Here is a 23,145-nt window from a genome sequence, read left to right on the forward strand (position 1 = left end):
GCGTCAGAGGTGTATAAGAGACAGCGGCGGTGTCGTGTACGACGACGAGGCCGTTCGGGTTGACGGTCATGCGGTAGGCGTGTGCGCCGACGCCGTTCGTGGTGGGGGTCTCGTGCACGGCGACTACGAGGGCGTGTGCGCCGGGGCCGAGGAGCTCGAGTTGCCTGGCGATCCGGCGGGTGTCCGGGTAGCCGACTAGTTTGCCGCCGGCGGCTTCCTCGAGTTCGCGTTGTGAGCGGCCGCTCAGGGGTGCGGGGGCTTGTGGTAGCTGGATCGGTGCGTTGGGCAGGGCCTGTGAGATGCCCGTCAGCGTGTCGTCGAGGCAGTTGGCGGCGGTGGGGGTGTAGGCCGGTCGTGTGGTCTCGCCGAGGTTGAGCCGTTCTTCCGTCTGCGAGATGTGGAGCATCGCCCGCACCGAGTCCGGCAGCCGCACATCGTGATGCTCGCCCTGGACGGTCCGCCGGTCGGTTACCGACTTGATCTGGTGCGCCAGGCCGGGGTGCGAGGTCAGGTAGGAGATCGCCGCGTGCCAGACCAGATCCGGGTTCGGGTGCTTGGCCACGAGCGGTTCCACGGAGGTCAGGTGCAAGTCGCCGCCGCGGTTGTAGATGCTGCGCACCAGCGACTGCACGACGTTCTTGGTCAGCTCCAGAGTGGACGCGCGGTCGTGCGGCGGCAGCGCGGAAGCACCGTCCGGCGGCGGCCGCAGCCAGCTGGCGTCGCTCCTCATCCAGATGCCGTCGATGCTGGGCAGCCTGGGGTCGGTGTGGCCCGTGTAGCCGAGCCGCCGCAGGACCTTGTTCAGCGTCTCCGGGCCGGTGCGCCTGCTCACCGAGTTGCGGTTCTGTTTGCCGAGCCCGAAGTCGAAGAACGCCTGTGGCATTCGGTTGACGTCCGGGGGCATCAACTGTTCCTGGGTCTGGCCGTAGTTCTCCCGCAGCTGGTCCAGATAGGCCTGGGCGAACGGGTGCCCCTTGGACATCACGAACGCTGAGTTACCGGTGCGCTGCGGGGTCCGGTGGATGGCGAATCCCTTGTCGGACTCGGCGGTCAGGTACAGGTCCTCGATATTCTCGATCTCGTTGTCGCCGTCGGAGTACATGCCACCGAAGCGGTGCAGGATCTCCATCCGAAGAATGTCGCTGGCCGCCGCGTAGCCGAGGCCGACGCCCTTGTGCACCTCGGAGTTGTAGAACTCCTGCAGCTGCATGGGGTTCTCGCTGTTGAACACCTCGTTCACGTTGACGAGCAGGACGTGGTGCTCCTTGGCCCAGGCGGCCATATCGCGCACGTCGCGCAGCGGATCGGCCGAGCCGTCGGTCGGGGCGGGTGTGTTCAGCGCCTCGGTGAACTGCTCACGCGACACGTCCGTCCACAGCACCGGTTTCACCGACTGGTGGAATTCGTCGCCGAACTTGCCGAATTTCTCGCGGAACGTCGCCTGCGTGCCCGCGTCACGCAGCGGTCCGCCCAGCCAGATCGCGTGCGTCATCAACGGTGTCGAGGTGCGCTTGTCCAGCGGTGGAACGTTCGCGGCCGGGGCCCACGAGGACAGCTTGTCGTCGGACCGTTCGTGTTCGATGGTCCAAGCGGTGTTGTCGACCAGGGTTTTCCCGGCGGGGTTCAAGTGTCTGGGCTTGAGGGGCTTGTTCCGGGTCAGGTCGAGCACCTGCATCAACGAAACGCCCTGGCCCGCGGTGAGGTTGCGGTGGTTGTGGCCGGCCATGAACGGAGGGGGCGCCGGTGCCCGGTAAAGGCCGAACAGGTCAGGGCCGAGGAGTGGGGCGTCGGCCGGGGCCGGGGCATGGTTCGCGGAGGCCGCGTTCAGGTCGCCGAGCAGCTCGTCCGCCGAGTCGTAGGGCGCCTGGTATTCGGCTTCCGCCGGATATACGGCGTCGTACTCGCCGTCGCCTCCGAGTAGCGTGGATTGCTCGAAGGGTGTGGATTCGAAGGATGGATCGAGCTGCGGCGCAGCGGATTTCGTCACCAGGTCGGGACTGGTCAGGCGCTGCGATGCCGCGCCTGCTTGCACGACGAGGCTTGCGGGGTGGTCGGGTCCGTACAGGCCGTGTGCGCCGGGGCCGGTCATGGTGAGGCCCGAGAATTTCGGCAGGTGCTCGAGGCTGACGGCGATGATGCCGCCCCGGCCCGGGATGGTCATATCCGGTGGGTCGGTGCGGTCCGGGTCGGGAGACCATGCGATGTCGCCCGGTCGTTTCACATGCTTGACGCCGGACGTGCTGGTCGCGAACATCGTCCCGTCGGATGCCACGCGGTATCTCGTGCCGTCGGGATCGTCGCGGTATTCGATGCCCTCGATCGGGTCGGGAGAGATCCCGTCCTTGTTCCATGGCTGGTGGCCCCACGGATTCTCCAGGAGAATGCGAGCCGGGGCGCCGGTCTCGTCTCGTTCGATTCCCAGCACCGCGTAGGCGTGATCGCCGACCAAACCCGGTACCGCGGTGACGCTCTCGTCTTCTTGCCCGAGCCTTCCGGTGCCGATCGTCACCGTGGTGCCGCGGCGCAGCGCGTACTCGATTCGATGAGCGATCGCCCGGCCCCCGGCCACGGATGAGCCGGGCAGCGATCGGTCCTCGGGTCGTCCGTGCAGTACGGCCTGGAAATACCGTGTCAGAGCGTCTTTTTCGGCATCCCATGCATCCGGGCGCCCCGGGTGGTGTTCATCGAGGTACCCGGTCAGAGACGCGTCCAGGTACCGGCGGAAACCGGTGGGCGAACCGGGATCCTCGGTCTCGAGGAATGTCTTGCGCGCGGCATCCTTGGCGGCCGTGTCGCCCTGATAGCGGGTGTCGATCTCCCGCTCCATCGCGGCGCGCAGGGCGCTGACGAACCGGTACCAGCTCGGGTAGGTGTCGGCGATCCGGCGGGAGAATTCGAGGTCGCCGCCCACCAGTTCGTGCAGAGTGTCGACGTCGAGCTGGAACGGGTGGAGGAAGTGCGCGTCGGCGATGCTGCGTGCGGGTTGCGGCCGACCCGGCTGCTCGACCTCCACCATCGCGTTCTGCTCGGAGTTCCATGCCGCGTACTTCGGCCCGGCTGCGGCCTGGTGGAAACCCTTGCCGAGATGTTCGGTCGCTCGCCCCGCGATACCTCCGTCGTCGAGGCCGAGGTAGCCGTGGGCGCCACCGAACCGGAGCGCGTATGCCTTCTCGATCAGGGCGGCCCACAGGGGTTCTCCGGGTTCGTGTCCGGCGAAGTGTCCCTTGTCGGTGCCGGGTGTGACGTAGATCGATTTCTCGACGCGCACCCATTCGGGCTTGCCTTCGACACGGAAGCGGACGCTGACGGTGCCGTCTCCATGGTCGGCCAGCATCTCCTCGATCGCCTGCGGGTTGCTGGCGGCCATCTGTTTGAGCGGGGCGACCAGGAAACAATCGTTGGCTCTGCCCTGGCGCGCGTCCTGCGGTCGGGGCCCCTGCGGCCCGAACAGCGGATGGGCGTGCCGATCGGCGAGCACCGGCAGCCCCGGGGCGACGCCGCCGAGGTTGTTGACGCGAATCCATTGCGGGTGATCGGGGACCTTCACCCACGACCATGGTCCGGCCGCGGGCCGTGTCGCGAGAGCGGCTTCGTAGGGCAGGCGTGCCACGGCCGGCCGGCCGGCGGTGTCGACGGCGAGGAATCGGACGTGGGCGCGGGGCGTGCTCCAGCTCAGCGTGCCGGACCTGCTGCCGTTGGGGCCGGCTGGAGTGCTGTCGGGCTGGAAAGGGAGGTCGCGGATCAAGGCGTGCAGGATCTGCTGGCGCTGTCCGTCCGGGTGCCGAATGTCGTAGTAGGGGTGCCCGTCCTGCGGGCGGACGAGTGTCGCGTGCGCGGTGCCGCTGTTCGCGAGCCGCTGCACCCGGCCCGTGTGGTCGACGAGGGTGAGTACGTTGTCACCGGTTGTCGTGGGGCGGGGCAACGCGATCGGGACGGCGGGATTCGCGAGTGCCGCCCGCTGCTGGGGGGTGAGCTGCGGTACCTGCGGGCGTTCGAGTCCGGTTTCGTCGAAATGCGCTCGTACCGGGTTGACGGTGCCGGTGAGATCGAATCCGAGTTTGTCCAGCAGGTCGGCGCCGAGCAGGTCGGCGTCGGCCGAGGCAGGCTCGTCATTCGCGGCGGCCGAGCGCAGGTCGGTGGCCAACTCGTCGGGCGAGGTGTACGCGTGGGGGGCCGGGGCGTGCTCGTCCTGTTGCGGATGCCCGGCGGCGGGGCCCGATTCGTACTGGGCGGGCGTGGTTTCGCCCGGTTGCGTCGAGGTCGAGGGTGCGCCGATGAGGGTTTTGCGGGGGAATCTGGGGAAGTCGTTGCCGCGGATCGGGAGTGGGCTGGTCGGGGTGCCATCAGGGGCGTACAGGACGGCGTAGGTGCCGCCCGGGGCCCTGCGCTGTCCGGGATAGTTGTGGGTGGGGTCGTCTGCGTCGTAGACGTAGATGACGCCGTTTTTGTTGACCATCCGGTAGGCATGTGCGCCGACGCCGTTCGCATTGGCGGTCGGGTGCACGTCGACGACGAGGGCCTGCGAGCCGTTGCCGAGGTAGGAGTGCACCCGGAGTTGGTGGGCGATCTCCTCGTGGTCGGTGAATCCGCGCAGTTTGCCGCCGGCGGCCTTCTCGGTTTCCTTCCTCGAGCGGCCGGCCAGGGCAGAGGGCTGTTGCGGTATGCGGATCGGTGCGCGGGGCTGTCTGCGGGCGATGCCGGTGAGCGCGTCGACGAGGCACTGGTTGGCGGAGCGCTCCGTTGTCGTACGCGTCGGGTTGGTGACGGCGACGGCGGCGTGGGGGGTCGTGCCGTCGGTGCGGATCGGCCGCGTGGTGGGGGCGGTGGTGTCGCTGCGTCGGCGGTTCAGCCACTGCCGGAGGGTGTTTCGGTGCCGGGTGCCGCCGGTCGACGGTGTTGGTGTGCGTTGCCGCGAAGTGTCGGGCGTCGTGGTGCTCGTCGAATCGTCGCGGTCGCGCAGGCGGGCAACGAAGTTGCGCAGGCGTCGCAGTTGGGTGCGCGGGCCACGGGAGGGTGTGCGCGGGCCGCGATCGGTAGGGAGCGTCGAGATGCTGCTGTCGGAAGCCGGGGTGCTGTCGTCGGAAATCCGTGTGCTGCCATCGGATATCGGGGCGCTGCGATGTCCGATCGTGCTGGACGTCGTATCGTCGGCCGGCCGGGTCGGCGTTTCCTGGACGGATTCGTCGATGCTGTGGGTTTCGGTGTCGTCGGATGCCGTTGATTCGGTGGGCTGGAACTCGCCGGTGAGCCTGGGGTCGGAGGTCCGTGAGGTCCTGGTGGGTACCAGGGGGAAGGATCGCTGGCCTGTCTCGGATCTCGTGGGCAGGTTATTCGCCCAGCGCACACTCCGGGTCGGTTGCTGCGTGCTGCTCGATCGGGGCGCCGGCGGCTGCTCGGTCGGCTGCTCGAGCGGCAGAGATGTGGGGTGATCGGTGGGCGTGGTCGGTTCGGATTCGAACGATTCGTCATCTCCGCGGAGCTTGGCCGCAAAGGCGCCCACGCTGGAAGCCGGGTCCACCGTGTCGGTTTCGGTGGTGTGCGGGCTGCGGGTCTGGTCCGTTCGATCGGAAACAGTGACGGCCGTGGCGGGTTCGTCGGTGCTGTAGACCGATCCTTCTTCGCTGTCATCACGGCGGAGTTCGGCCATGACGGCGCTCAGGTCGAAAGTCTGCCTCACCGTGTTGGTTTCGGTGATTTGCGGGCTGTGCGTCAGGTCGGGAACCGAGACGGCTGTCGCGGGTTCGTCCGTGGCGAATTGCGGCTCGTCGAGCGGGACGGCGGTGGCGGGTTCGTCCGTGTCGAAGTCGTCGAAGTGCGGAGTCTCCGGTGTGACAAGCTCGTCGTCCTCCTCCAGCGGCAGGTGCAGGTGCACCTGAACTGGATCGATGTCTCTGCTGCGGAACTGGTTGTGCACTTCGGCACGGAAGTCCTCGAATGTGCCGTCGCGGTGGGTGTCGAGCGCTATGGAAATCGCGGAGGCCCGAGCCATGCCGAAACTGTCTTTCAGCGCTTCGGCGCCGAAGCCCACACCGGCCAGTTCCTGTTCGGACCCGGTTGGCGCGTCCCACAGGAACATATCGAGGTGACTGGACTGGAATTCCCGCAGCCACGCGAGCACCCGCTGCGCCGCATCCACATCTCGGACGTAGGCCACGACGTTGTCCACTCGCCGCTCTCGTGGGCCGAACGCCTTAACCTCGTCGACGCCAGGGAACCGGTCGGGGGCATCGAGAACCTCGCGTACAAGGTGGGCCGTGACCTGGGACCGCGCGTTGCCGGACGTATTCATGTAAATCTTGAGCCCTGGGTCCCCGTCGAGCGTCTCGCCGGACGCGTTCTCCCGGGCGAAATGCACGACAGGGATGTCTTCGGGCGCAAAATTGCCGGCGCTGTCCGGCGTGAGTACGCCCACCTCCTCCATGGATGCCTGCCGCGCGGGTCCGGGCGCGCGGCTTGCGAGGATTCGAACCATCTCCTCCTTGAAGGCGTTAGCCTCGGGAGCTTCGCCCGCACCCCGGTTCAAATACGCGTTGTAGATGTAATTCACGTTCGGGAACGACCCGCGGTGGTCCCAAATGCCCCGTACGAAGGCATCCATATTTTCCTGCGCCACAGTCGGGGGCCGCATGTCGTTTTCCAGATAGGAGTGTGTCCGCAGCAGCTGCAGGTCATCGAACGACAGGTCCGGCCACTCCGGCTGCAGGGCTGTGTACAACTGTTCCAGTCTGAGCGGCTGGTCGAATATGTCCTCGAAATCCTCGATCGCGCGCGACACCACCGAGCCCGACTGCTGCGATGCGGGCTGCACGGCCGAACGCGGCGGCGAGAATACGGCGCGCTCATACTCCTCGAACGGCTCGTCTCCCTCGGCATCCGCCGGCTGTCCGAGGGCGGACGGCTTCAGCTCGTCTTCGATGTGCCGCGTGTGGGATGTCCCGGACGGATCCGTGACGACGACGGAGGGGACCTCGAACCGGGTGCTGCCGGGCCCCGATTCCGTCTCCAGGTGCTCGTCGTCGCGGGTCTGTGACTGCTGCGGTTCGGAGCCCGTCGCCGGTGTGGTGCTCGTCGTAGATTGTGTGGTGTTCGCCGGTTCGGTCGAGAGCTGCGGTTGGAGCGTTCGAGGCTTGTGGTCGTCGGTGTCGAGGTCCGAATCGTCGTCGTCGGGCAGCGGTGGGAGCTCGTCGTCGGCCGGCGGGGTGTAGCTGCGTTCAGGTGAGGGGATGCGGATGACGGTGATCGCGGGGTCGGCGAGGAGTTGTTCCAGGGTGGCCGTCACGGGGTTCAACTCGATATCGTGCATCGCACCGCTCGATGAGCCGGCGGATGACCTCCAGACGTACCGTGCGTCCGACTCGTCGCCCAGCACCATGATCTCGGCGGCATCCACGGTGGCCTGTGTGAGGGAGTCCCTGGTATGCAGCTGGGGATTCGGGCTGAGTGCCGCTGTGAGGTCGTCCCAGTTCATGGTGGGCGGGTGTGCTGGTTGTCGCACGTCCGACTGCAGAGGGAGCGCCGGATCCAGCTCGTGGTGCTCGGTCGGCCCGGTCCCGAGGGGGAAGAGTTCGTCGTTCGAGGTGTCGTCGAGCGCCTTTTCGAAGTATTCGGGCGACGGAAGTCCGGTGAGCGGTGTGCTGTCGTCTTGTGTCAGGTGTTTGATCGGCTGGGTGTCGTGGGGGAGGTTTTCGTCGTCCGCGCTGTCGTAGAGGAATTTTTCGAAGTATTCGGGCGACGGAAGTCCGGTGAGCGGTGTGCTGTCGTCTTGTGTCAGGTGTTTGATCGGCTGGGTGTCGTGGGGGAGGTTTTCGTCGTCCGCGCTGTCGTAGAGGAACTCTTCGAAGTAATCGGTCGACGGGAGATCGGTAGCCGAGGCCTGGTCGGTGGCGGGGATCGGCTTGTCGGTGAGCGGGGCGGGCTTGGTGTCGGCGGGTGCGGAGGTTTCGGTCTGCGAGACGATCGGCGTCTGTTGCTCGTGGTCCTCGGTACTGTGGACCGATTCCTTGTCGGTCAGCGGGTTGTGGATGACTGTGCCCGTGGGGGATTCGGGCGGGAGGACGATGTTTCCGGCCGGGCCGAAGGTGTCCGGGTCGAGGTCGCCGAGGTCGGTGCCGAGGTGGCCGAGGCTGGGGTCGCCCAAGTCGAGGTTGCCGAGGTCGAGCGGCTGGAGCACGGGTGTGGTGCCGGTCGACGGCTTGCCGGGGGTCTCCGGGCTGTCGGTCGGTGTGGTGGACGAGGATTCGGCGGGGGCCGCCGATCCGAGGTTGGACGCGGTGGAGCCCATGGACTGGATGCGGTTCAGGTCTATGGGCGGGAGCTTCGGCGAATCGGTATCGGAGTGCGAATCGTCGTCGGTCGCGGGTGGATCGAGGTCGTCCGTCTGGGGGATGTCGTCGTCGTGGATTGCCCTGCTGGGGATGCGAGCCACGGTGATGGCGGGGTCGCGGAAGAGGTGGTCCAGCGTGATGCGGCGTATCGGGTTGTCGTTGGCGTCGTACAGTTCGCCGGCGGGGGCCATCCCGTGTGTGGAATCTCCGCCGGTGGACGGTAGCCAGACGTAGCGTGCACCGGTCTGGTCGCCGAGGACGATGATCTCGTCGTCGCCCGTGGTGGTGTCGATGAGCGTCTGCGGTGCGTGGTTGGCGGGATTGGCGCCGAGATAGTGGGTGAGCTCGTTCCAGTTGCGTGCGGATGGGTGGATGCGCGGTACGGCGAGGTAGAAGTGGTCGCTGTGGAGTAGGACGGTGGCGTCCGGATGGGTAGGGTTTTCGAGGTCTTCGGGGCCGAGGACGGTTCCGGTGGCTGTTCTGTTGTAGGAGCTGTCCAGGCTGAGGGCGAGGTTTCGGCCGCTGAGAACGGCGACGCTGGCCTTGGGAACGATGTGGCTGATGGCGTTTTCCCAGACCTGGTGGCGTCGGATGTCTCGGACTTGCTGGTCGTAGAGCTCGCGGAGTCGGCCGTCTCGGACCGCTCGGCGTAGGGTGGCGGCTTCTGTGGGGCCGAGGATGGTGGGGCCCTCGTCGCTTTCCGCGGCGGCGGCGATATTTTGGAAGTCCTGGAAGTATTCGTCGGCGTTGGCGGTCAGCTCGTTGGCGATATCTCCGCGGATGTCGAGGATTCGCTGGTTCAGCTCGTCCCGTGTGGCGGGTGGGTTGTCGCGGTAGATGATGCGTTCGAGGGTGGCGGGGTAGCAGTCGCCGTCGCGGGGCATATCTTCCCAGACGTGCCCCGGCGCCGGGGTGATCCCGCCCACCACGTTGTACCTTCGGCCACTGTGCCGCGCGTTGGTTGACGGCGGTGCGGGCTCGCTTTCCTCCGTTTCGGCAGCCTTCTTGGCGGCCTCCTCGGCGGCTTTGCGTTCTTCGGCTTCGCGCTGGGCCTTTTCCTCGGCGGCTTTGCGGTCGGCGGCTTCCTGTCGTGCCTTTTCCTCGGCGGCTTTGCGTTCTTCGGCTTCGCGCTGGGCCTTCTCTTCGGCGGCTTTGCGGTCGGCGGCTTCCTGTCGTGCCTTTTCCTCGGCGGCTTTGCGTTCTTCGGCTTCCTGCTGGGCTTTTTCTTCGGCGGCTTTGCGGTCGGCGGCTTCTTGCCGTGCTTTTTCGTCGGCGGCTTTGCGTTCTTCGGCTTCGCGCTGGGCCTTCTCTTCGGCGGCTTTGCGGTCGGCGGCTTCTTGCCGTTCCTTTTCTTCTGCGGCCTTCTTGTCGGCGGCCTCTTTCTTGGCCTTCTCCTCAGCCTCTTCGGCGGCTTTGCGTTCTTCGGCTTCGCGTTTGGCCTTCTCTTCGGCGGCCTTGCGTTCTTCGGCTTCGCGTTTGGCCTTCTCTTCGGCCGCTTTGCGTTCTTCGGCTTCGCGTTTGGCCTTCTCTTCGGCGGCCTTGCGTTCTTCGGCTTCGCGTTTGGCCTTCTCTTCGGCGGCCTTGCGTTCTTCGGCTTCGCGTTTGGCCTTCTCTTCGGCGGCCTTGCGTTCTTCGGCTTCGCGTTTGGCCTTTTCCTCGGCCGCCTTGCGTTCTTCGGCTTCGCGCCGGGCCTTTTCCTCGGCGTCCTTTCTGGCCTTCTCCGCGGCGGCTTTGGCCTTTTCCTCGGCTTCGGTCAGTGCGACGTGCTCGTCCGGTGGCGTCTCGATGGTGCGCAGGACCATGTCGCCGGTGACCCAGACGGTTCCCTTGGGGCCCTTGACCTCGAAGAGGGCGACCACGCGCAGGCGGTGCCCCTCGGTCGGCGCGTTGGTACGCCAGAGGTTGCGCCGCACGCTGCCGACGCCGCCGCTGCCGCCGTCGTGCTCGGTCCCGCCGCCGAGCGGAAGGTTGCTGAAGCCCAGGCGGTGGTTGCCGTCCTCGGTGGCCGCGCCGCTGTAGGCGAAGTTCGCGGCGGGCGTCGTGCTCTTGCTCTCCGAGGAACTCATGCTGTCGTTGGAGAACTCGAAGCGGTCGATGGCGATGGATGTGGTGGAGTCCTCGGAACGCGGCGAATACAGGCTCACCTTGATCTTGGTGCCGCCGATGGTGGTCTCCGCGGTGTTCGGGGCGACGGTGTCGGGCGAGTCGACGTTCAGGAACGGCGCGGTGGACTGCGGGCCGAGGGAGGTCAGGTCGCCGCTCGCGACGAGCGTGACCAGCCGGTTGAACATGGCCTCGGCCGAGCGGGTGGCGTCGTTGGTCTTCGATGAGTCGTCGACGGACAGCATCGCCTCGGCGAGTTTCTTGGATCCGTCGAATTCGCGGATGTCGAACGAGTACTCGGGCCGCCAGGGTTCCACCGACAGCAGCTTGCGTATGTCCGCGGGTACCTTGTCCGCGGGCGCGACATCGTTGCCCGCCTCCAGATCGCGATCGCTCAAGTCCTGCGCGGTGTCGGTGATCGGTGCGGGACGCAGTGTCTTCGAGGTCGGATCGAAATCGAAAGTCTGCGGCTTGGTCCGCGAGACCTCGGGCGTTGGGGCGATCCCGGCCTTCGGAATCGGTTTGGTATCCGAAACATGCACTCGCACATGGGAAAGGGCATTCACGCTCTCGGAGTCGGACTTGCCCGGGGGCGGCAGTTCCTCGGGAACCAGCCCCTGCGTGGCTCCCATCCACTGCCCGCCCATGATGGCGAGGTCGGTGACCTTTTCGTAGATATATGTCGACAACGCCTCGGTCATCGGCCGCGAGTCGACCGTGACCGTGTACTCGGTGGGGACCTTGAACTCGTATTGGGCGTCGGCGCTGCGCTGCCACGCGCTCAGGTCGCGAGTCGAATTCTGGGTGTCGCTGTGCGCACCCGTGCGCCCGACGGAGACCGTGCCGACGGGGCGATGGCCGTTCTTCTGACCGCCCATGCTGAAGCTCAGCTGGTTGCCCTTGGTGCGGCTGGTGCCGACGCTGGTCGCGTCCGGTTCGAGCAGGGCGTTGCCGTCGGGGCGGATGTGGCGGTGCACGTTGTCCAGGGCGGCGGTGCGCGGAACCTGTTTGCCTTGCATGGTCGCCAGGGTCTGCCCGTCGGGCAGGTCCTTGTCCGGCCGAGGTCGGGCAGTGAACGTGACACCGACCAGGCGCGGCACGATTCCGCTCCGGTCGACGAAGTGGAACGAGTGATTGCCCTCCGATCCGGCGTTGGCGAGGTTGCGTACGCCAAAACTGGTGGTGTGCTCGTTGATCAGCTGCGGCACGGCGGGGTTGTGGTTGTTCGAGCCGACGATGGTCGTGCCGTGCGCCATTTTCTCCACCAGTTTCGTGGCGGTGTCTTCCAGGGCTCCGCGGCCGTCGTCGAAGATGACCTCGGTGACCGCGCCGAAGGACAGCAGGCCCTTGGCCGTTTCCGGATCGTCGGCGCGTTTGCCGGCGTACGCGTCCGAGAGCAGGCGGCGCTCGGTCGGCTGCCAGTCCCCCTTCTCGTCCTTCACCATCTCCTCGGGGATGATTTCGACCTTCTCACCGCTGGACTTGGCGTACTCCCGCACGAGCTCGAGATACTCGGGGTTGTCGTGCAGGTCATTGTCGGTGAGGAAGAACTCGAGCCGCTGGGGCGCGTCGACGACGCGGGTGCGAGTGGAATACGGCTTGCCGTGCAGCAGGCCGCTGAGGTAGTTGCGCAGGCCGACCTTGACGGTGACGGCGTAGTGGGCGTCGGCCGAGAACCGATACACGTTGGCGTTGTAGTCCTTGACGCTGTAGTCGGAGGTGACCCGCATGGTGTCGGTAGCGTCGGCTTTTGTGACGTGTTTGCTGGTGGTATCGCTGCCCTGCCAGCCTCCGCTGGGGCGTTTACTGTCGTTGGAGTGCTCGCCGTAGGTGCCCTGGGCGGTGATCGAGCCCTTGTTACCGACATTTTTGGTGATGGTCCGCGCGGTGGTGTTGGTTCCCTCGAGCCAGTGCTCGGTGTCGATCGGCGTCGCTCCGAGCGAGGTGATGTTGTCGAAGTAGCCCCGCACATCGACGCTGTAATCCGTGCCGGCCAGACCGCCGGGGATCTCGCTGCCGAACTTGTACGAGTCGCGGAAGATCAACGGTGCGAAGGAGGTCATGTGGTGCGGTGAGTAGGAGGTGTGCAAGGCCGAACTCACCGAGCCGGTAGGACTCAGCGCCGGATCGCCGATTGTGAGGCGCCGCAACCACTTTCCGACGTTCGTTCCGAAGCCTGCTACCCTGTCCCAGGCCCGGCCGCCGTAGGCCGACCAGCTGTCGTCGGTCGAGTCCGCCTTATCGCCCTCGCGCTGGTCGCCGGCAGGCTTCGTCGGTTGAGTTTCTTCACCCTCGGTGGCTTTCTTGGCCTGCGGCTCGGCCTCTTTCGGCGTGCTGGTTTTCTTGCCGGTTTCGGTCAGTTCGTGACTCTCCGTCTTCGGAGCCGACGACTTGAACCACGAACCACCGGTGAACGAGCTCAAATTCGGCACATACGAGGCGAATCCGCTGCGCTGGGAGGAGCCGGCCTTCTGGGCTTCCAGATCCGATTCGATCTGTTGCCCGGAGGTCGGGAGCTTGTCGAATACGGACGGGTCCTCGCCCTTGGCCAGGCGCTCGCTGACCTCGGCGGCCGCGTCGCGCTGGATATCGCCGAGGAGACCCATCGTGGCCTTGTGCAGGATCTCCCCGACCGGGTGTCCGGCGATGACGGCGGACAGGGGCAGCCTGCCGACGCCCTTCTTGGTGATCGAGGCTATCGCCGGGATGCCGAGGCGCTGGGTGAAATCGGCCGCCTGTTTGGAGTCGAGCTCGCCGCGGATCGTCGGTGCCACAGGCGGGGTGGTATCGGCCTTGGCGCCGGTCAGGTACGTGGGGACGGCCAGGTGATAGTTGCCCTTGCCCTCGATCGGGGTCGACGGCGGCTTACCGTGACTGTAGGAGATCTCCACGTAGTAGCGGGTGGGCACCTTGAACAGCTGGAGGACCTTCGGGCTGAAGGTGTAGTTCTCCTCGGCGTGGTTGTGATCGGCCTCGGTCGTCTCCGACGTGCTGAAGGTCCGGTCGTACGTGCCGGTGATGTTCGCGATCCCCTCGCTGCCCTCGACGTCGAACGGATTGGTGAACGCGGCGCTGAAGCCGATATCCAACGAGTTGGGCGTACTTTGCGAGTGCTCACCGGAGGACAGGATGATGCCGGAGTAGTTCATCGTCTGGACGCCGCCGGTCACCCATTCGTGGACGACGCCGTCGTTGGGGTCGCTGTCCTTGTCGTAGCGGCCATCTTTGGTGTTGTAGTCGCGGGCGGCCTTGATGGTGACGGTGATGCGCTCGGTGTCGACGCCGTTGGACTTCTCGAAAACGGTGCGTGCGCCGTTCTGGAGCATCTCGTCCGCCGTGCCCAGCCGCGTCAGTCGCGCCTTCATCTGCGAGAGCTTGCGGGAGTTCTCCAGCCGCTGATTCTTGGTGGAATCCTGGTCGAAGAAGCCCGAACTCTCGGTCGACGGCGCGAGGAACCCCTTCTCGGAAACGAACGACTCGATCCCATTCCAGACGTTGTCGGGGATATCGACCCGCAACGGAGTGGTCATCAGCCCGAGTTGTTGCAGATGCAGTATGTCCGGGCGCAGATACCGGCGGTCCTTGTCCTCTGTGACTCGCTTGCCGAGGTCCTGTTTGGAGGGCATCAGCATGTTGATCCGGTAGCGCTTGCCCGGGGGGTCGCCCGCGGTTTTCGGCGCCAGCGGCGTGCCCGGCTCCGGCTGGACGGGCGGACCGTTGGGCCGGACGAACTTGACCCGGACTTCCATCTGGGGTGTCGTGTGCAGCAGGTGGGACACCAGGCGCAGTGCGCGCGAGGTGTAGGCCCGGCCGCCGTAGCTCAGCGTATGACTGTGCTGATGGGCCCATCCGACCTTGATGGGCGTGAGGGTCGCCCCGATCGGGGAATAGCCGGTCGTCTTGTCGGACTTGCCCTTACCCAGCCCGAAGGACATCCCCACGGATCCGCCGAGCGCGTTGGAGATCGCGGCGCTGGCCTGATTGCGCAACGCCCGCAGCACGTTGTATTCGAGCCGGGAGGCGCCCGGGGTGGTGGTCGGGCCGGTGAGGGTGTCGCCGCCGTGGAAGTCGGCGATCTCCACCTCGAAGTACCCGAGCGGTTTACCGGATGAGGTGTACAGGGTCGGGGACTGCGCCGCGCCGCCGTGCATCATCGGGATGTTGCCGCGGAAGTTGTCGCCGAAGAACTCCCGCAACCCGACCGCTGAGCTCTTCGAAATGCCCCTGACCTGGTTGGGGAACGAGGCCATCACATCGGCGAACAGGCGATCGTGATCCGGGAAATCCAGAGGGCCGTAGAACGGGAACTGCTCCATGGAGATGGTGTTCTCGTCCTCCTTCTCCTCGGGCTTCGCAGCGGAGGGCGTTGCCGTGGAGGACTCCGCCGCGGCGGCCGCCGCCTTCTTGGGGCGGTGCCAGGGCACGGGGACGGTGGCTGCATCCTTCTCGTCGGCCTTCGGGATGCCCTCGCTCTCGTCCAGATACTTCGGGAACCAGGCCGTCAGATCGTCCGGTGCGGGTCCCTCGATCGCCACCCAGTCGGTCTTGTCCGCTAGATCCGGCGACAGCACACCGTCCACACCCTCGGTGTTGAAACGCATCTCCCACTGCATCTCGAAGTCGTGCGGTACGGCCGCGGCTTCGGTCTGCCGCTTCTTGATGATCGATTGGATCGTCGAGAAGAACGAGTTACCCGTGGACAGCTGGTTGTGCGTGGCGTTGACCTGCCACGTCGGGCCCCAGTTGAGGAACTTGTGGCTGAAGGCATCGATCAGGTGGCTGCCCGAGAACAGTCCGATCGACCGCATATTGCTGCTGCCGGCCGCATCGCTGGTCTCGGAGAAGCCATAGGTCCACCGCTGGATACTGATCTTGAGGCGGGTACGCAGCGGCGTCTTCTCGCGCGCCTTCAATTTCAGGCGCAGGAATACCGGATACGGCCTGCCCTGGTATTCCACACCCAGCGGCATACCCGACTCACTCAGCAGCCGGTAGCTTTCCGCGGTGGTCAGGCGGTGGGTCAGTTTCCGGTTGACGTCGGCGCGGAACTGATGGTCCGGAATACCCCGGGATTTCATGCCCAGCAGGTTTTTGAGCTTGGTGGTGGCCGGGCGGGTCTTCAGGATCTGGTTGATCTCGTCCTTGAATTTCTGGTCGACCCCCATTTCGTCCAGCACCGCGCGAATGTCGGTGGCGGTCGCGTTCTTGTTGGCCGCCTGAAGCCACTGTCCCGCTTCGGATTTGCCGCCGTTGATCTCCACCGCGGTGATGACGCGCTGGCGTAGCCAATCGATCGTCCGCTGCGGAATCGCCGCGATGTGGACCAGGTCCTCGGCGCCCTGCCGGTGGGCGCCGAAATCCCTGACGGGGTCACTCAGCTGACCGATCCGGGTCGTCGCGGGCAGAACGTCCGAGCTCGCGGGTTCGGTGGACACCGGTGTGCCGTCCGCGTGGTACAGCACCGCGTGCGTGCCCGCCACCTCACGCGGGACCGGCGGCGGGAAGGCCCGGGTATCGGGAGCGGCCGAGTCGTGCACCTCGACGGAGGTTCCGTCGCTGCCGACGCGCAGCAGATACGCGTGCGCGCCAACGCCATTCGCGTCGATATAGGCCTGGTAGTGGTCGACCACGAGGGCCACCGCACCCGGGCCGAGCGTTCTCAACCGTTCGGCGATGTCGTTGTGGTCGTCGAACCTGCGCAACGGCGCGCCCGCGTTGGTCTGGAACGCGTCCGCCGGCATACCTCTGACACCGGTGTGGTCGCTGGACACCTGGGGACGAGGCCTGCCGGTGAACGCGGACAACAGATCGAAGGACACGACGGCGCAGTTGGCCGCCTCGTATTCGGCTCGCTGGGTGGCGTTGTAGTCGGGTGGAGGGGGAAGCTCGTACCCGGGTGGGGGTTGGCTGTCCTGGCCGGCATCCTCAGTCGTCTCGGCGGAGTGATCATGCTGCGGCACGGGGGTGCTGTGATCGGTGGAGCCGTGCGGCACCACATAGTCCGGCAGTCGATCGTTCGCGGCGTCGACCGCCCCTGCCATCGGCATCCGACCGGGCACCGCGGGCAGATTCGCGGGGTCGAGAATGACCATATCGGTGATGCCGTGCTCGGTCATTATGTGATTAAGCGCCGCCGCGTTCGATTCCCCGGCCATACCGGTGTTGGGATCGTAGACGCGGAATTTGTCCGTATCGCCGACGCGCTGCACGGCCAACACGGTGTGATTGCCGGGACTGACCATCCACGCTCGGGCATCACTCGGCAGATCTCTGGGGTCGGTGGATTCCCGGGGCGCGTGCCTGGCGCTGTCGCCAAGACTCAGCTGCGCCCACCGGAGCCATTGATCTCCCGTCTGCTCCGCGCTGCCCGCGCGCAGACCGGAGATCACGTCGATCGCTTGCTGCCGCTGCTCCGATGTGAGGGTCGTGTAGTCGAATCTGCCCTGGCCGGAGGACTCGTAGAGCAGCCAGTGCATCGCCAGCCAGCCGCCGAACCGGCCCACCACATGACCCTCGGTCGTTCGTACGCGCTGTTCGGGGCGCAGCCACAGGTCCCATTTATTGCCCTGGCCGGTCAACTGCAGATAGGGATTGCGCATGCTGGCGGGCTCATGCCAAGGCTCATCCCGCACATCTCGCCGGCGGCCGTCGACCATTGCCGTCGGTATCCGGCGGGTGATCCCCTGGAACATCCGGCTCAGCCCGGACCTCTGCCGGTGCTGGACCGGGGACACCGACGCCGGAAGGTTACGCAGCTGCACCGGCTGCGGCCGCTGCGGCTGGTGCTGCGTGCCGGCCTGCGCCTGTCCCTGTGGTTCGGCCTGTGGTTGGTCCTGCTGTGGCTGGTCTTGTTGCGGCCGGTCCTGCGGTGCGGTCTTCTCCGGCGCCGTCGTCGAGCCGTCGACCGGCCAGGCGCCTCTGGTGCCGTGTGGATACGCGGAACTCGTCGGTGCGGTCGAGGGGCCGGCCGTGCTCGGTCCGGGCTGCGCGGAGGTGAAGGGGCTGACGTGTCCGGAGGTCGTGGCTGCCGTCGAGGACACGGGTGTCGACGAGGTCGGTCGCGACACGGTCGGGGGCGTCGTGGGCAGATCGGTCGACCGGGCCGGTGTGGTGGTGGTCGATTCGCCGGTGGTCTGGTGACCATCGGTCTGCGCGGCGAAGCCCTGATCCGATCGGGGTGTGGGAACCGCCCGTGGGGTGCCGAGCACGGAGGCTATCGACGGCACGTCTCGCTGTGGCCGGAACACATAGGGGTTCGATCCGGGTGTTTGTCCGGTCGGCTCGCGTTCGGCAAGCGAGTGGGGCTGTTGTGGCGGGGGCTCCCGCCCATCGGCGCTGCTGCCGTCGGTGATCGGGGTCGGCCGCGAGGTGGTCGTCGACTCCCGCGGCTGTGTCGTTGTGGGTGTCTCCGCCGTGGAGGTCCGAGGATCGTTCTCGGTGGAAGCCGGTGTTTCTCGGTCCTCGGAGGACGCGTCGGTCGATCTGGGTGGGGGTTCTGCGGGGCGCTGGGTGTCCTGTTCGAGTGGCGGCGCGTGCGAATCGTAGGCGTCCTCGCCGGTGCGCCGGGAGTTCAGGATCTGCTGTTCGATCGTGGCCTTCTGCATCGGGGTGGCGTCGGTGCGCATTTCGTTCTCGGCCGCCGCCAGGTCGTCCCTGGTCTGCTGCAGATGTGTTTCGTTCTCGTCGGTCTGCTCGCGTTCGTAGGCTTCGGACGCCGTACGATGCTCTGTCGCGGCATTCTGGTATTTGGTGATGATCGTCTTGACGCGCGCGTCGGGTGCGTTGCTGCGGTAGTCCTCGGGCGAGATGTAGTGCACGGCCTCACCGGGGGTGCCGCCGGTCTCCCAATCACCCTTCGGGTCACCGCTGCGCGCCGCGCGGGTCTCGGCCTGGTGATTGACTCGATCCGAATAGGCCGGGCCGCCACTGATCCTGACCTTCAGGCCACCCTTGCGGATGACTTTCCCGGACGGGTCGGTCTCGGTCGTGAAGGCTTCCTTGGACGGGGTGATGTCCACGCCCCGTCCCATCATCTTGTTGCCCAGGATGATCCGGCCCATCTGACCGCCATCCTTGATGATCTTCTGCATTTCGTCGTTCGCCTTGTCCTTACTACCGTGCGAATCGACCCACGCGACATCCAGCTTGGCGAACTTCACCGTCAGGCCCCGGTCCGCGGCCGCGCCCTCGAGCGCCTCGCCCAGACGGGCCACGTCGGCGTTGTCCATGGCGATGGCCAACTGCGGCAGACCCTTCTGCTCCCATTCCCCGGTCTGCGCATCCTTGACGAATGCCGTATCCAGAATGTCCTTGGCCATCGCCGAGAATTTGTCGGTGCGGCTGGCGAAATGCAGATCGTCGGGCCGTTCCAGGTGTGACTTGAAGAATCTGTCGACCTTCGAAATGGGTCCGGTGCCGAATTCCTCGTGCATGGCATTCTCCACACCTCCGGTGGGGTTGCCGCGTGAGGGTGTGAGCAGGGTGCCCGACATACCGGTGATGTGGTCGAAATGGCCGCCGGAGAAGATCTGCTTGCCGGTGATCGACAGCGAGTACTCCGAATCCGCGGTGATCTCCAGATCGTGTTTCGCCTCCAGGTATTTGGCGAACCCGTTCCACCGGCTCGAGGACTGCTTCTCCGGATCGTCCATCACCTGATCGTTGGTCTGCGAGGAAATAATCTTGATCTTCCCGTCCTGGCCGCCGACGTGGTAGTCCGAATCCTGCTCCGGCCCCCACTCGGCCTGCGCGGCGTGCGCGTACTCCTCGGCCTCCTCATCGTCCACACGCCGCCCGAGCATGTCCTCCAGCTTGGCCCTGCCGGCTTCGGACAGATGCGAGTTGAACACCCCGCGCCGGTCGGGATCCTTACCGAAATCGTGGGCCTCCAGCACGCCGGAGTCCTTGGCGCCCTGCAAGTTACGCCAGATATCGCGTACCTTGCTCGCGAACGCCTCGTCGGCTTTGCCCGCGGAGCCGGGCGACAGCACGTAGTGGGTCTGCTCGTCGATCAACTGCGCGTCGATCTCGTCGATGATCAGATCTCCGCCCGGGAACGGCTCGAAACGATCCGGTATCCCCCGCGCCTCGGCTGCGGCGTCCAGCAGCGTCTTGTACTCCTTCATCGACGGCGCGTTCTCCAGCGACGTGCGCAACTCGGCTAGCTGGTCGGCGGGCATTCCGCTTTCCTTGAGCTTGTCGAACACCGACTGCGCCTCTTTGACCGCGCGGAAACCGTAGTCCTGGGCGGTGCCCACCACGATCAGCTTGCGGCCGGGTTCGCTGGCCGGGAACGGCTTGTCCGAATCCAGGTGATACACATCAATCCCCAGGCTGTGATCACCGGCCACCAACGTCTCGAACTCGTGCTGCATATGCACCACCAGCGGATCGCTGCTGGTCATCACATGCGCGATACCCTTTTCCAGCACCTTGCGGGTGGCCGCCGCGATGGCGGTCATCTCCTTGCCCTCGCCGGTGTCCATCTCCACCGGCCCGTGGTGCATCAGGATCTCCGAGGTCACCTGCGTCCAGCGCAGCACCTTACCGCCGGGGATATCGTCACTGACCGTGCCGCGGCGCATCAACTCGATCAACGCCGTGCGGGATTGCTTGTCCGAACCGGATGCGATCCGATGCTCCAACTCCTCACCCGTGAGGTTCGCCAGCGGACCGGTCTTATCCTTGCCGGCCTCGAGGTCGTAGAACTCGAGCAGCGATTCGGCCGCGGCCTTCGCCGCGGTCACCCGTTCCTTACGTACCAGAGCGAAGGCGTCGTCCTTCCCGATGTGCCCGTCCTGGAAGGCTTTCCAGGTCGCCGTGCCCGCTTCCTTCGCCTTGTCCAGCAGCTTGTCGACCGACTCCTCGACCGTCCGCCGATGATCCGCGGTCGCCTGCTCGTACGCCGCCCGCGCCTCGGAAACACGTTCGTCGCCGCCCTTGCCTTTGCCGTCGTGCGCGGACTCGGCCTCGTCCAGTGCGCGTTTGGCCTCGTCGACCGTGTTCCTGGAGTTCTCGATCGTCTGCTTGGTCTGCTGCTGCTCCTGCTCGGCACGCTCCTGCGCCGCGACGTGACGCTCTAGCACCTCCGGATCGTGTGCCGGTGCCTTGGCCTCGGCCGGTGCATCGGACTTCGTGGTCGCCGGGGTGTCCTGCGGGCCCGAATGCCTCACCGCCGACCGGTCGGACTCGCCGGGAACCCGGACCTCGGTGATCTTCGGATCCGCCAGCACCGAATCCAGGCTCTGCGACGTCGAAACCGGCCGTCCCTCGGTATCGGTCAACCCACCGGACCTCGACCACAGATAATGAGCACCGGACTCATCACCCAAAGCCACGACGTCGTGTGCCTCCGGCGAACCCTTGCCGAACGCCACCTTGGACAACTGCCGCGGATCGGAACCGAGCTCGCCGACCTCATCCCAGCTCTTCCCCGCCGCGGCGGGGACATCGTTGTGTAGATGCGGCTGCGCGGCCTCGTCGGAAGGTCGCGTCGTATCGGGCGGCTCGCTCAGATCCCGAAGGTCGGTGTGGGCGCCGCTGCCGATGCGAGTGTCGCCGATGACAGCGACGCCGGAATCGGGGCGGTCGGTGATGTGTTCGGAGCGGCCGGTGGCGGGGTTGTAGATCACCGCGCTGGTGGCCGAGACGTCCTCGGAGCCCAGCGCCCGCAGCGGGAATTCGTTCCTGGTGGCGGGATCCCAGACCATGACCTGGTCGCCTCGGTTGCGCAGCACATAGGCGTGTGCGCCGATGCCGTTGCCGTCGGTAGGGCCCTTGTAGGTGACCACGACCGCGGCCATCGCCCCGGTGCCCAGCTCCTGCAGATGCTCGCCGACGTCCTCGGGGCCGGCGAAACTCTGCAGCGTGCCCTTGGCGCGGTTCTGGAAATCCTCCGCGCCCATGCCGTGCAGGCCCACAGGCTCCGAGGGCGGGAGGATCTCGCTGTCGGGGAAGTGCTCGGCCACATGTTGCAACGTCTGGCGGCCGCAGTCGTTGACGACATATTCGCCGGTGTCCTTGTCCGCCGAGACCCGCGAATTGCCCGGCAGGTGCTCGAACAGCTGGGCCAGATCCTGACCAGACTTTCCGGCACGCGAGGACCGGATAGTGGAGCCGGTGTGCAGCCCGCCCGCGTCGGATCGGGCCGTGCGCGAGCCGCCCGGTGTGGATGCCTTACCGGTGAGTTCGGACTGCGGGCGTTCGTCCGGCGATGTGGCCGGGGACTTCCGGTTCGTCGACAGCTCGGAGAACCGATCCTCGGATTTGCCTGTCTCCGAACCCATTCCGGCGCCGCGCCGGAATGGGTTGGTCTCCTTGTCGGGTGCGGCGAAGGGGGAACTCCGCTGTTTGCCGGTGCCCTCGTCGCCGAGGCCGGTGTCGCGACGCAGGGGGCTGGAACCGTTGGCGCCGTTGGTGTCGAGTGGATCGGAGCCGTTACGGCCCTGGGCGCTTTCGGTTTCGGCGGGCGGGCGCAGCAGGTCGTTGCCGGAGGTATCGGTGAGGGAGGCGACCGGATCCTTGCCGCCGTAGTCGTTTTCGTTGTAGACGCTGTCCCGGTTGGTGGAGCTGTCGCTGCCGGAGGTTTTGTCGGTCGTGGTGCGGAAGGGGTTATTGCTCGTGAGTGTGTCGGGCGTGGTGCGGTACGGGTTGTTGCTGGCGAAGGTGTCGGTGGTGCGCAGCGCGTTGGTGTGGGAGGTGGATCCGTCCCCGATCGTCGAGGTCGACTGAGGGCGGGACGAGAGTGTCTGCGTCGCTTCAGGGGTGGAGTTCGAGGCGCCTTCGGGGGCGGTCTGGCCGGTGCGCTTGGCGATCGGGGTCTGTTCGAGCGGGGTGCGAGTGTCTGCGCTGGTCGAGGATGCTCGCACGGTGGAAGGACTGCTGTTCGAGCCGGTACGCTGCGGGCTCGTACGGGTGGGCGTCGAGCGGGTCGGGGTCGAGCGAGTGGTCGAAGACCCATTGCTTCTGTCGGTGCTGCCGCTTCTGTCGGTGCTGCCGTTGCGGGTGCTGCCGTTGGTGGGAGTGTCGTTGCGGGAGCCGTTGATGTTCGAGGCCCCGTTGCGGGTGTCGCCGATATCGGAGGCCCCGTTGCGGGTGATGTCGTTCCCGTTGGTGGGGGTTCCGTTGCGGGTGGTGTCGTTGCGGGAGCCGTTGACGTCCGAGGCGCCGCTGCGGCTGCTGCCGTTCGTGGACGCTCCGTTGCGGGAGTTGTTGTTGGCCGGGGTGTCCTGGCGAGTGCTGTCGGTGGCGGATGCGTTGTTGCGGGTGTCACCGATATCCGAGGCGCCGTTGCGGGTGATGCCATTGCCGTTGGTGGGGGCCCCGTTTCGGGTGACACCGTTGCCGTTGCCGTTGCCGTTGCCGTTGCCGTTGCCGTTGCCGTTGCCGTTGCCGTTGCCGTTGGTGGCGGTGTCGTCGTTCTTCTCGGAGAACCAGCCCCCGGACGTGCCAGAACCCCCCGGACGGGTGGACGGGTCGCTGATCTTGGTGTCCGAGTACGGGGTCGAACCGTCCCCATAGGCCGGCGGCGGGTCATCCAGATGCAATCCGCCTGCGCTCAAATGGCTTTGGGCGTGCCCCAGCACACCATGCACACCACCGATCAGACCACCACCCACACCACCGATCAACGCCGCCGGGTTGAACTCCCACTGCCCGGTCATCACCCCATACGCCACGATCCCCGCACCCGCACCCACCAAACCCGCCGGGATACCCG

The 23,145-nt window shown here is 66.3% G+C and carries 1 protein-coding gene; it reads right to left on the reverse strand.

Features of this window, described 5'->3' with window-relative positions; all coding sequences use genetic code 11:
• Window positions 1–23,145: C2 family cysteine protease (locus JZ791_RS37050; RefSeq protein WP_216901499.1), on the reverse strand; the 23,145-nt coding region annotated here is incomplete at both ends.

The sequence above is a fragment of the Nocardia alni genome, from assembly GCF_019038435.1.
Taxonomy (GTDB): Bacteria; Actinomycetota; Actinomycetes; order Mycobacteriales; family Mycobacteriaceae; genus Nocardia; species Nocardia alni.